This window comes from Bacillus sp. IT-79MI2 (assembly GCF_949768135.1).
Lineage (GTDB): Bacteria > Bacillota > Bacilli > Bacillales > Bacillaceae_G > Bacillus_A > Bacillus_A pseudomycoides.
Genome location: NZ_CATKPV010000011.1, coordinates 58,707 through 70,620 on the forward strand (window position 1 = coordinate 58,707; position 11,914 = coordinate 70,620).

At 32.2% G+C, this 11,914-nt stretch carries 16 protein-coding genes and 2 other RNA genes; 10 read left to right on the top strand and 8 right to left on the bottom strand.

Going from position 1 to position 11,914, the window contains the following annotated elements; genetic code table 11:
- Positions 1 to 2: 2 nt before the first annotated feature.
- Positions 3 to 257 (bottom strand): DUF3931 domain-containing protein, encoded by a 255-nt coding sequence (locus tag ACM6HU_RS00390; RefSeq protein WP_000369734.1) that lies wholly within the window; start codon positions 255 to 257, stop codon positions 3 to 5.
- A gap of 71 nt (positions 258 to 328) precedes the next feature.
- On the opposite strand from ACM6HU_RS00390, the gene ACM6HU_RS00395 reads away from it, so the two are divergent.
- From ACM6HU_RS00395 to ssrS (ACM6HU_RS00415), 5 genes are all read left to right on the top strand, one after another.
- Entirely contained in the window at positions 329 to 784 is a 456-nt protein-coding gene (locus tag ACM6HU_RS00395) for a GNAT family N-acetyltransferase (protein WP_016114148.1), read from the top strand.
- A 56-nt stretch (positions 785 to 840) separates the two neighbouring features.
- Positions 841 to 1,113, top strand: a complete 273-nt coding sequence (locus tag ACM6HU_RS00400) for a DUF2533 family protein (RefSeq protein WP_003196439.1) — start codon at positions 841 to 843, stop codon at positions 1,111 to 1,113.
- Between the two features lie 2 nt (positions 1,114 to 1,115).
- A complete protein-coding gene (locus ACM6HU_RS00405) occupies positions 1,116 to 1,949 on the top strand; it encodes a sulfurtransferase (protein ID WP_016114149.1) in 834 nt (277 codons plus the stop codon).
- A 115-nt stretch (positions 1,950 to 2,064) separates the two neighbouring features.
- Positions 2,065 to 2,248: non-coding RNA, 6S RNA (gene ssrS, locus ACM6HU_RS00410), on the top strand.
- Between the two features lie 21 nt (positions 2,249 to 2,269).
- A non-coding RNA gene (gene ssrS / locus ACM6HU_RS00415) (6S RNA) lies at positions 2,270 to 2,453 on the top strand.
- A gap of 147 nt (positions 2,454 to 2,600) precedes the next feature.
- Here ssrS (ACM6HU_RS00415) and ACM6HU_RS00420 read toward each other — a convergent pair.
- Positions 2,601 to 3,050, bottom strand: a complete 450-nt coding sequence (locus ACM6HU_RS00420) for a hypothetical protein (RefSeq protein WP_016114150.1) — start codon at positions 3,048 to 3,050, stop codon at positions 2,601 to 2,603.
- Positions 3,051 to 3,132: 82 nt separating this feature from the next.
- Between ACM6HU_RS00420 and ACM6HU_RS00425 the strand changes: the two genes are divergently transcribed.
- The 4 genes from ACM6HU_RS00425 to ACM6HU_RS00440 all read left to right on the top strand — a co-directional run bounded on the left by ACM6HU_RS00425 (position 3,133) and on the right by ACM6HU_RS00440 (position 6,455).
- The gene (locus ACM6HU_RS00425; protein ID WP_016114151.1) at positions 3,133 to 3,444 is read left to right on the top strand and encodes a hypothetical protein; all 312 of its coding nucleotides are present in this window, start codon (positions 3,133 to 3,135) and stop codon (positions 3,442 to 3,444) included.
- A gap of 3 nt (positions 3,445 to 3,447) precedes the next feature.
- Positions 3,448 to 4,674: a glutathionylspermidine synthase family protein gene (locus ACM6HU_RS00430; protein ID WP_016132667.1), complete on the top strand. Its 1,227-nt coding sequence runs from the start codon at positions 3,448 to 3,450 to the stop codon at positions 4,672 to 4,674.
- A 2-nt stretch (positions 4,675 to 4,676) separates the two neighbouring features.
- Positions 4,677 to 5,063, top strand: coding sequence for a DUF350 domain-containing protein (locus ACM6HU_RS00435; protein ID WP_016114153.1), 387 nt, complete (start codon positions 4,677 to 4,679; stop codon positions 5,061 to 5,063).
- Between the two features lie 699 nt (positions 5,064 to 5,762).
- Positions 5,763 to 6,455 (top strand): 4'-phosphopantetheinyl transferase family protein, encoded by a 693-nt coding sequence (locus ACM6HU_RS00440; protein WP_016114154.1) that lies wholly within the window; start codon positions 5,763 to 5,765, stop codon positions 6,453 to 6,455.
- Positions 6,456 to 6,638: 183 nt separating this feature from the next.
- Here ACM6HU_RS00440 and ACM6HU_RS00445 read toward each other — a convergent pair whose 3' ends face one another.
- From ACM6HU_RS00445 to ACM6HU_RS00470, 6 genes are all read right to left on the bottom strand, one after another.
- Positions 6,639 to 7,364: a thioesterase II family protein gene (locus ACM6HU_RS00445; protein ID WP_016114155.1), complete on the bottom strand. Its 726-nt coding sequence runs from the start codon at positions 7,362 to 7,364 to the stop codon at positions 6,639 to 6,641.
- A gap of 49 nt (positions 7,365 to 7,413) precedes the next feature.
- A complete protein-coding gene (locus ACM6HU_RS00450; RefSeq protein ID WP_016114156.1) occupies positions 7,414 to 9,138 on the bottom strand; it encodes an ABC transporter ATP-binding protein in 1,725 nt (574 codons plus the stop codon).
- A 27-nt stretch (positions 9,139 to 9,165) separates the two neighbouring features.
- Positions 9,166 to 9,408, bottom strand: coding sequence for a hypothetical protein (locus ACM6HU_RS00455; protein ID WP_016114157.1), 243 nt, complete (start codon positions 9,406 to 9,408; stop codon positions 9,166 to 9,168).
- A gap of 3 nt (positions 9,409 to 9,411) precedes the next feature.
- A complete protein-coding gene (locus ACM6HU_RS00460) occupies positions 9,412 to 10,116 on the bottom strand; it encodes an ABC transporter permease (protein ID WP_016132670.1) in 705 nt (234 codons plus the stop codon).
- A complete protein-coding gene (locus ACM6HU_RS00465; protein ID WP_016114159.1) occupies positions 10,113 to 10,850 on the bottom strand; it encodes an ABC transporter ATP-binding protein in 738 nt (245 codons plus the stop codon). Before ACM6HU_RS00465 ends, ACM6HU_RS00460 begins: the two co-directional genes overlap by 4 nt.
- Before the next feature lie 206 nt (positions 10,851 to 11,056).
- Positions 11,057 to 11,422: a TetR/AcrR family transcriptional regulator gene (locus ACM6HU_RS00470; RefSeq protein WP_016114160.1), complete on the bottom strand. Its 366-nt coding sequence runs from the start codon at positions 11,420 to 11,422 to the stop codon at positions 11,057 to 11,059.
- A gap of 168 nt (positions 11,423 to 11,590) precedes the next feature.
- Here ACM6HU_RS00470 and ACM6HU_RS00475 point away from each other — a divergent pair, with 168 nt between their 5' ends.
- Positions 11,591 to 11,821, top strand: a complete 231-nt coding sequence (locus tag ACM6HU_RS00475) for a hypothetical protein (RefSeq protein ID WP_016114161.1) — start codon at positions 11,591 to 11,593, stop codon at positions 11,819 to 11,821.
- The last annotated feature ends 93 nt before the right edge of the window (positions 11,822 to 11,914 follow it).

The window sequence follows — 11,914 nt, forward strand, 5'->3', positions numbered from 1 at the left end:
CTCTATGAAAAAAAGATTCGTTCAATTTTCTTTTGCAATACAGCATCCAGTGATTTTACGAATCCTGCAAATTCATCTGTAGAAATCATATGAGTCAGAACTAACCGTCTGCCATCTGGTGTTTCACCGCATAAGACGAATGAAGAAAACTCATATGTTTTTCCATCTACAACTAATTTTGGGTGGGAATATGTTCCGTTTTTCTTTTTCTTTCCATCAATCGAGATGACGTTGCATTTTTTCTCATTGTTGTCCATGGTGAATCCCTCCTTTGTATTACTTATGGTAGACAAGGAGGGTTTAGAACAAGAGAGAAAGGGGAAATTTCATGAAAATTGTCATGGAATGTATTTCGCAAGATAAGGCGCCGATGTCATTATTGTTGCTTGCTGATCCCAGTGAGAGGCAAATTAATTCATATTTGAAGAGAGGTCTTTTATATATTGCCAAATGTGAAGAAAATGTTATAGGCGTATATGTATTACTTGAAACAAGACCGCAAACAATGGAAATTATGAATATCGCTGTTTCAGAAGAACTACAAGGGCAAGGACTTGGAAAACAATTATTACAGCACGCAATTGCAACTGCCAAAGAAAAACACATGCATAACCTTGAGGTAGGGACAGGGAATTCTAGTATTTCACAGCTTGCTTTCTATCAAAAATGTGGTTTTCGTATTTTTTCTATTGATTTTGATTACTTTTCGAAGCATTATGAAGAAGAGATTATCGAAAATGGGATTGTATGCCGAGATATGATTCGGCTTACAATGGAACTCTAGTCATTTTCTTATGAAGAATTGGCGAGAAAGTATAAATTATTTAGGGGGAAGAGAAGATGGAAGTACATAAAGCAATTACAGCACATTCTCGTAAACAAAATGAAATTGTGACAACATTTTTACAGTTAGAAGCACAGCGTGAAGCGGCAATTGAAGCAGCAGTAGCACTTGCGTCAAATGGAAAACATTTCTCAGTAGATGCAATTAATATGGTAACGAAGCAAATCAATGCTCTTGCCAAACGAGGGGTTGCACCGCAACGTAAAATTGTAACAGAAGATATGGTTATGGAGTATGTAGGTCGTCTGCAAGAGAAAGAAGGTCGTTAAGCATGATTGTTACAGTCGAATGGTTACGTGATCACATAGAAGATGAGCATGTCCGTGTAGTCGATTGTCGTTTTGACTTAGCTAATCCAAATTGGGGACGAAAGCAGTATGAAAAAGAACATATTCCTCATGCGCTATATTTTGACTTGAATCTTGATTTATCGAGTTCTATTACGGAGCATGGTGGCCGTCATCCACTTCCAAACCTTGAGGATTTTGCCGAAAAGCTTTCTCAAGCTGGTATTGATGAAAATACGACAGTGGTTGCATATGACAGTCAAGCTGGTGCAATGGCTTCGCGTCTATGGTGGCTATTAACATATGTAGGACATCAAAAAGCATATGTGTTAAATGGTGGGTTTCCTGCTTGGAAAGACCAAAATTCATCTATAACAGCTGAAGTTCCAACCATTGAACGGAAAAAATTCATACCGAATGTGCAAAACAACATGCTTGTAACGATGAAAGATGTGAAAGAAAAAATTCGTACAAATGCAGATGTTACGTTAATTGATTCGAGAGAGCCAAAACGTTATGCTGGCGCTGAAGAATCTGTTGATCCTAAAGCTGGTCACATTCCAACAGCAGAAAATTATTTTTGGAAAGATGGAATCACAGCGGAAGGTCAGTTCAAAGATAAAGAGGAACAAGAAGATCGTTTCCACTATCTTAGTAAAGAGAAGGAAACAATCGTCTATTGCGGATCTGGTGTAACAGCATGCCCGAATGTATTAGCGTTACAAACAGCTGGTTTTCGTAACGTGAAGTTATATGCTGGAAGCTGGAGTGATTGGATTTCTTATCCAGAAAACCAAATTGTAAAAGAAGGACAGTAACCTCTTGCATGCAAAAATATTTTGTATTAAAATAAGGTCACAAGCAAGAATTTGCTTCAAAATATTACATTTTACACATTGCATACAATGTGATAAGATAACGACAAGTAAATAAAACATCCTGCGGTGTACGTAACTTATTTATGTCTAAAACCGATGTTAGTTATACGGAAGCTCAACATTTAGCGACCATCATCAAGCCTTCCATGTGGAGGAAGATGTACGGTAGCTGTGAGGGCATCCACCTGCGAGTAGCGGGTTTTTGGACATTTACGAGGGACGGCACGTGCGGGGGGTCTTATTTCAACTAACATTATATAAAATTCCTACGGTGTACGTAGCTTATGTATGTCTTAAACCAATAAGTATAATACGGAAGTTCAATATCTAAATGTAAACAGCATGCCATCTTTTTAAGAAGGAAGCTGAAAGCATTTATGAGAACATCCACCTGTGAGAGCAGGTTTATGGACATCTAGAGAGAACGGCATGTGTGGGGCTATATAAAAAACCTTACGTTTTATACGTAAGGTTTTTTTGTTGTAGGAACCTTTTTTCGGTACGTTAGAAGTGATTGGAATTTCATTGTGTGGAAAGCATAAAAATAGTAGAAATCAAATGAACTCCAAATGGCGGGGGTTCACTTGATTGTTATCTGTGTTCACCTGTAAAATTTCCATAATAAACATAGCACTTTCGATCTTCATCAATCTCTCTTGAATCTAAGGTGAATTCCATAAATAGTCCGTTCTTTTTAATGTATAAAATATCGGAATGGAGATAAGTTAAGATCTCGTCATGGTTCCATACATTTTTACTTTCTATCAAAATTGAATTTGTTCCTTCTAGCTCTCTAATCTCAAAACCTATATGAGAATATATAGGTTCTGAAGGGTCGTTGAAGAACGTTTCTTTTTGGACGTATAATACTGCTGTTCCATCGGGATCCATTGCGGTCGATGTTACGACATATGTATCCCCTTCTTTAATAAAGTACTCACAAGTCATCCTTGCGACCGCTTCAGACACAGAAATATCCGCATAGTTCCATAGGGCAGGATATTGTTTCGTCTCATCATTAAGTCGATATTCTAACCGCAATTGTAATCCCTCTTTCTTTTTCTTCTACTTTATCATTAATTCTTTTATAATAAAAATATAATATATAAAGGAGCGTTGGAAAGTGACAAAAACCAAATGGTTAGTAACAGGTGTTCTTACATCTTTAGTGGCCGGTACATTATCTGGCTGTACAGAAGATCTCCCTCCAAAACCAAAAGATAAGAGTTGTGCAGATTGGGATTGGGATGATGAACTTGGCGTGTGGCGATGCGATGACAGCCGTTCAAGTTATCATGGGAGTTATTATTACGGTGGTAGATACTATCAAAATAAATCAACTTTCAAAAATTCTTCTGAATTTAAGTCCTATCAAGCTTCGTCCAATTTTAAAGGGGGAATTGGAAGCGGTTCAAAGGGCGGATTCGGAGGTTAAATTATGTCGCTTTACATAAAGAAACGAAGTAAATTTTATTCAAGATTCTCTCGCTTTTGGTCCGACTTATACGGGAGTGAGTATAGCCTTTTTCATATTTTTGAAATAACAGAACAAACAATCCAAGATTTGCAATTAGCAACGGAACGAATGGGAAAAGTATTTTTTAAGACTGCTAGGCTTCTTCGGACCTTGTCTGACGCTCAGCTTCTTGAACTTGGTTTTCCTTCTTCAAGTCTGCCTTTTATTAGAATGAAATCTCTATTTCCTGAATCTGTTATTTCACGGTTTGATTTTGCAATGACAGATACTGGTATCAAAATGCTTGAGTTTAATAGTGATACTCCGACTTTTATCATGGAATGCTTTCAAATGAATGGGGAGGTCTGCAAAGAATTAGATTATCATGACCCAAACAACAATCAGGAACGTCTTCTCTCTTCTGGCATCACAAAAGCTGTGATGGAAGCAGCTAAAGGGATAGAAAGGCCAAACGTTGTCTTTACAGCCCATCATGAACATATAGAAGATTGGAATACGACTCGGTATTTGAGTCAGCTATGTCAGGTTAGCAACAAAGTGGTGTCAATGTCAGAACTCAGAATTACTGAAGATGCTTTACTGGACGGAGATGGTGTACCAATTGATGTTTTGTATCGCCAGACATATCCTATTGAACACTTAGTTGAGGACCGGGACCCTAACACTGGAGATCTTGTAGGGATCGAATTACTACAACTTGTAAAGGAAGGAAAGCTTTTTATTATAAATCCGATTTCATCTTTTCTACTGCAGCCGAAATCGGTTCAATGTATCATATGGGGATTAGCGGAGGCAGGTGCTTTTTATACAAATGAGGAACAACAATGGATTAAAGAGTACATGCTTCCTACTTACTTAGAAGCAGATCTGTTTTTAGGGGAAAATTCTTTTGTTCAAAAACCTTCGTTCGGTAGAGAAGGCGACACGGTTATAATTCGCGATAAAGACACCAATATTGTTAATCAAAATTCATATCAAACGTATAAAAAAGAGCTTCCTGTATTTCAAAAATATATAAAGCTTCCAGTTGTTTCTCTTGAGACTGAAAAGGGGAACGAGGAGCTGTCATATGTGTTTGGATCATTTTTAATTGCTGGGAAGCCAAGTAGTATTGGTATACGTGCTGGTGAAAAAATTACGGGGAATGAATCATATTATTTACCTGTAGGAATTAAAAAGGAGGATTAGAAATGATAAATTTCTTACTTTATTTAGCAATCTCAATCGGTCTTTTATGTATTGGTCTTTTTCTTATGGAAGTGACAACAAAAGTGAAGGAATTTTCATTAATGGCTAAAGGGAATAAAGCAGCAAGCTATGCACTTGGAGGAAGACTTCTTGGCCTTGCCATTGTTTTGTATTCTACGGCTGCTCATTCTGTTTCATTAATGGATATGGTTTTATGGGGAGCGATTGGAATTTTAGCACAGATTATTGTGTTTTATTTAGCTGAATGGCTCACACCGCGCTTTAATATCAATCAAAGCATCGAAGAAGATAATCGGGCCGTCGGACTTTTCCTTATGTTTTTATCAATTTCCATCGGAATCGTGATTGCTGGGTGTTTAACATATTGAAAAACCTTACGTTTTATACGTAAGGTTTTTATTTTTCATTCGTTAACCCTTTTGAGATATAATCAATGAGTTTGTTCATTACTTTAGGAAATAGCCCATTTCGTCTTTATGTAATTGTAGCAGCATTAGAGCTTGTATTATCCTTATAAGTACAATAACATCGATGCTTGTTTTTGCTAAACCGTATTGAATAAATACTAAAAAATAAAGACTACATATCTCGCACTAGGGGAGGTATGTGGTCTTTATTTTTTATATGAAGCAACTTCACCTAATCTGCTAGAATAATATCTATAAAATAAGAATATATTTATAATTTTAAGTGATGGAGTTAGTATAGTTATATAGACACAACTAAGTTAAGTCAGTAAAATATGCATACAGAGAAGTGTCCGTAATGAAACAAAATATTAATAAGGAATTTAAAAATAATGGTAGTCGAGTTGTATTGTTCTGGAAGACCAGTAAAAGATTTAAATAGTGAATATGATGCACCTAAAATACACCTTAAGCAATCGAAGAGGTAGCACGTAAGAATGTTTAAAAACTTAACTTTTTAGTGGATATACTAAAAAAGATCCATATTTTGAAAAATATTTATTTAGGGGAAATTAAAGCGAACTTTGATATAAGAATCTATATGTTTTAAGGGAATTTCAAGTTAATGTAATATTGTTCATGTAAAGGGGAGTCCAAATTATGTTGATAATAAATTACGTAAAAATTAATGAGAATGTAACGATTAATAAGCTATTAGATTTGACACAATTTATTTCATCTGAAAGAGTTAATAACATAAAAAGATTTAGATTTGAGGAAGATAAAATACGCTCAATTCTAGGGGAGTTACTTGTTAGATATACAATTTGCAAGAATTCTAGTATTAAAAATTCTGATATTGTATTTAAAAAAAATGAATTTGGAAAACCATATATTGATTGCAATTACGGCATACAGTTTAATTTGTCTCACTCTGGTTCTTATCTTATATGTGCTATTAGTGATCAAAAGATTGGAATAGATATAGAGAAAATTCAAGATATAGATATAGATATAGCCAGCAATTTTTTTTGTAAGAGTGAATATGATGAAATTTCTTCCGTGCCTAATTTGAAAAAGTATGAATATTTTTATTCATATTGGTGTTTGAAAGAAAGTTATATAAAATATATTGGAGAAGGATTAACAATACCTCTTAATTCATTTTGCTTTGAAATAGTAGATGAAAATATAAAAGTGATAAAATCAAATGAAGAAAAAAAGGAAAAATTCACATTACTTCCTATCAGCAATAATTATAAAGCTGCGGTATGTTATTTAGCAGCTGAAATAGAAACCATAAGTGAAGTAGCTGTAGATGATATTATTACTTATTTTATTAGTGAAATATAAAGTTATGATTTTTTGACCTTATATAATTCGAGAAGTAGCTTTTTATTCTTTCTATATATAATGTAGAAAGTAAAAAGTATATGAAAAGAGGCGTAATTCTAAAAATGTGGATTTTGTCAACTTGAATACTTTATATGAGAAATAAGCTTCTGTTGTGCAAAATATATCAAAAAACATCATATTTTAATATGATGTTTTTTGAAGAGTTTGAATTTGGTTATTCATTATAAGGTTACATATCAATGTAGGGTAGTCATTAATAAAAAAATGTCCTCCTTCTAGATGTTTTATATTCTCAATATTTTGTAAATAATGCCCCCATTTTTTTTCATGAAATATAACAGAGCTGTCAGTAATTCCATTTATCAAAGTAGTAGGGCACTTCACTTTGTAGTCATTATTAACATCATTAAAAGTTTCTAAAACAAGAAAATCAGCTCTAATTGAAGGTAATAAGTAGTCCATTAATTCTTGGCAATTAAGGATTTCTTCATCCATCCCACCCAATTCAGTAAGTTTAGAAATGAATTCCTTATTTGGAAGTGAAGAAATAGGATAGGAATCCTTCAAAAGAACGTTTGGCGGTCTAGCACCTGACAAGTATAGATGATTAATTGTGTATTTAGAAAACTGTTTTTTTTCAACGTATTTTGCTATTGAATAAGCTAATAGTCCGCCCATACTATGTCCGAATAATTGAAATTCTTCGCCATATCTAGTATTCTTATCAATAAAATCCAATAGATCATTAATAAGTAAATTGTAATCTTCAATTAATGGTTCAGTACTTCTTTTTCCTCTACCAGGAAGTTCAATAGGGATGGGTTCAATTTCAGGTGATAAAATTTTTTTCCAAGAATAAAAAATAGATGAACTTCCTCCTGCATAAGGTAAGCAAAATAACTTCATAGTATATCCTTTCTATATATTAATTTTTATTATTTCATTTTCCAATTGATTAATTTGCTAAAACTTTGTCAGGAATAGCATCAGTATCTAATTGGTTAGTGTAAAAGTTGTAGAACGAACCTTGTTTAATTTGTAAATCATTAAATGAACCATGTTCAATGATGGAACCTTTTTCAATATAAATAATTTCATCATATTGATTTAGGATACCCTCATCAATTTTGTGTGTGATTGAAATTACAGTTGTATCCTCAAGTGCTAAGAGTCTTGTTTCTAAATCTCTAGATGTCTTAATATCTAATGAAGATGTACCTTCATCTAAGATTAATAGTTGAGGATTTTTTATAATGGACCTTGCAAATGCAGTACGTTGCTTTTGACCGCCTGATAAATTAGCGCCATTTTCTCCAACCAAAAAGTTAAAATCTGTATTTTTTTCTTCGACAAGCTTATCTAAACCGCTAAACAGAACAGCTTTTCTAAATTCATCCATAGTGTATTCGTTATGAAGACAAATATTAAAATAAAAAGAAGAATCAAAAAGATACACGTTTTGATGTAAAACTGATAATAGATCATTTAAACTTTTTTTGTTTAGATCATTTAAACTAGTTTTATCATAAAGAATGTCCCCAGTATAATTTTGATAATTTCCTGTTAAGAGCTTGATTAAAGTAGTTTTTCCACATCCACTTGGACCAACAATTGCATATTTTTTTCCCTTTTTAAAACGTAACGATATATTGTTCAAAACCTTTTGTTCGCTATTAATATCGTATGAAAAAGATACGTTATTAAAAAGTATTTCATTTTCATATTTTACAGGAACTCCTGAAATATTTTCATTTTGAATACAAGCATTGTTTTCAATTCTCTCTAAAATAGGTTTAGTGCTTTTTATTTTAGGTAAACTTTGCATAATAATCATAATTGGATTTACAAAAAAGCTACTTAATTGAATCAGCGCGACTAATGTACCTACAGTAATATTATCGATTAATACTAAATAAGCACCAATGAATATTACTGATAGCATAGAGACAGTTGCAAGAACGTCTGATACAGTTTCATTTAATGATAAAAGTTTATCAGCATTATATTTTACTTGAGCTAATTCTTTATTTTCATTCAAAAACTTCTTTTCAACGAAATTTTTCATATTATAGGATTTAATTACCTCAAATCCTGAAAAATAATCTTTTATTGATTTTGTGAATAAAGCGTATTGTGCAGCTAATTCATTTTGTTTTGATTGCATATTTTTTCCAATTAAACTTGGGACTATAAACATAATAAACATAGCAACAAATAAATAAATAGCTACAAGAGGACTGTATTTTAAGATGAGCACTAAAGTACCTACAAAGACAGCTATATTAGATAAAATTTGTAGCATAGGAAGCAGGTAATTTTCTTCAATTATTTTAATATCATTACTTAATAAAGAGATATAATCGGCAGAATTGACTTTAGCAAACTCACTTGTGTTTTTATTCATAATACCTAAAAAAATATCTGTTCTCATAGATCGTGTAATAATCTTAATCATTTTCTTTCCAAATAATGTACTGAGATATTTCAATACTCCAAGCAAAACGAAATACAGTAGCGCGATAATTATTGTTTTTCCGAATTGATTGAAATCTTTTTTGGTAGCTAAATCAATAACCTCTTGTAAGAGCAAAGCGACATATACAGTAGCTAAAGAACTAATGATAGTTAACAGAATAGTGAAGAGCGAGATAATGGGTTTCTTTAAAATATATTTTTTCATTTTTTCACCTTTCGAAAGATAGTACTTTTAAAGTACTATCCTTATTAGATTAAATACGACCATGACAAGTCCGAAGACAAGAAGCATAGAACCAATTGAACTCTTTTTGTTACTGTTCTTACGGTTTTTAATTAATACTGTACCAATAAGGATTAAAATAATACTAAAAACAATATTTGCACCCAATATTGTAGAGCTATTTCCTCCAAAAAGCGAATACCCAGTTCCATCAAAGAGGTCATCTAATTTTTGATCAATAAAGTTTTCCATATATTATACCTCCATTTTTTTTACATTATTAGCTAAGAAGAGAGTTGATATTGTAGCGCCAATTAATATTAGAACTAAAAAGATATTAAATAAATTCGATACATTCGCACTATCGGATAGATTAAATACAATATTGCAAAATATTGAACCTAAAATTACCGAAGAAAGAATTGTTGTTGGCACACTTTTTTTAATAAAACCAATACCTACTGAAATGACACCGATACTACTTGCTAATAATGAAAATTGAATTAAATTATTTAAAAGGTAGGACAAGGCGAATGAATCCGACATGAAATGAAGTGCCGAATTTATAAGGACAAGACAAGTAAAGATAAATAATGAACTTAATAGGTAAGTGAAAAATATAAAAATATAAACACTTACTATTTTAGCAATTATCATTTTTTTTCTACTTACTGGATACATAAAGAGTAGTGTAGCTTGTTTTTCTTTATAAGCTTCAACAATTATTTTGGAATACATAACTGAACTTAGTACACCAAAAGCAACTAGAATCATAGATTCACCAAGTGGAATTAAAGATTTGTAAAAGGTGAAATTTTGCATTTCAACATCACCTTCATTATGAGAAACATAACCGAATAGGGCAATTAAACCGAGTAAAATAGCAGCTATAGCAAGAGTAGCAATTACATATGTTCGTAAGTCCACCTTTTTCAGTTCAAGTTTAATGAGTTCGTTCATTTTAATGTCCCTCCCGTTACGATATTTAAGAAAAGTTCCTCTAGACCTTCAGGGTGCTCATCTCTTACATCCTTCATAGTTACTTCTGTTTTTAATTCGCCTTTTACAATAATTCCTATTTTGTCAGCGATATGCTCAATCTCACTTAAAATATGACTTGAAATAATGATAGTCATATTTTTATTTTGAACTAGGTTCAAGAAAAGTTGCCTCATTTCTCGAATCCCCATTGGATCAAGTCCATTAATAGGTTCATCCAAAATGAGTAGTTTTGGATTATGGACAATCGCCCTAGCAATTGCTAATCTTTGTCGCATCCCAAGGGAAAAATTAGAGACTGGTTGATTATTTGTAGGTTCGAGACCCACATCTTCAAGTACTTTAACAATATCTCCGTCAGAACAATTCATATATTTAAGATGAATTGAAAGATTTTCAGTAGCCGAAAGATGCTCGATAAAAATAGGAACTTCTATAATAATGCCAATATTTCGAAGTATTTCTTTTTTTTGTGTTGCGATATTTCTATTAAATACTTCAATTTTTCCGTTAGTTAATTGTTGCAGACCTGTAATGAGTTTAAATAAAGTGGTTTTTCCAGCACCGTTAGGCCCCAACAAACCATATATACTGCCTTCTTCAATAGTTAAATTAAATTTTTTAATCACATCATGACCATCAAATGTTTTAATAACATTCGATATTTTAAGTGGGACACTATTTTGGTTTTCCATTTTAATCTCCTTTAATTAATATAATTTGTAATGATGAGCAAGCAACAATATTTCTTCATCAATAACATGAAATCTAAGAGTGTTTGATAGTTTCTTTAAAAAAGTAAATCTATTATAAAATTTAGTTTGATTCATTTTATAAATTGATGGGTTACAGCAAAAATTTATTAGTAAAGCAAATGATTGTGAGAATTCATCAATATATTTCATTTGTTCGTCAGAGCCATTGGATTCTTCTGTAAATCATTGGTTGCTAAATAAAGTTCTAGATTCTCATTTATTATCAATGAGTGTTTTAACATTTGTTTTACTTTTTCAACTCCAGATAAATCGCTTTGACTGTCGAGAGTATCAAAAATAGAAATACGGTCATTAGTCATTTTATTGAGAATACTATTTGAAATTTCTTCTTTATTATTAAAATGGTGATAAACTACACCTCTGGTCAGTCCTTCTAAATTATCTGCAATTTCTGTAATAGTAATATTTTCAAATCTTTTTTCTAAAAAAAGATTTGATGCAACTTCAAGAGTTGAATTGTAAGTATTTTGAGAATTTTTATTATGTGCCATTTATTCACCTCCTTAGCTTACTAAAAGTTAGTATAATCATATGAACACAACTAAGTTAAGTCAGTAAAATATGCTTACAGAGCAATGTCTGTAATGAAACAGGATATTAATGAAAAATAGGTGGCTAATATTACGTATATTTATGTTTCATGTGGAGGTTTGTGTTATTTGGCTTCCGTTTTAGAGTTGCATTCTAACAAATTAATTGGCTATTCATTTCATGAAAAATGTGTAATAGAGACGTTAGAAAACGCTTGTGACATGTGCAGATCATCAGATGAATTTATTTTTACACATAGACTTGGGAATACAATTACAAGTCAAGAATTTCAAACTTTACTCGCAACACACAGTATGAAGCCATCTTTTAGTCGAAAAGGCTGCCTGCACGTCTCATGAAAGAAAGAGGAGGTGTACCAAACAAGGTATGTGCCATTTGATGAGGCGAAACTAACACTCTTTCAATATATTGAAGGGTGAAACGACAGAAGA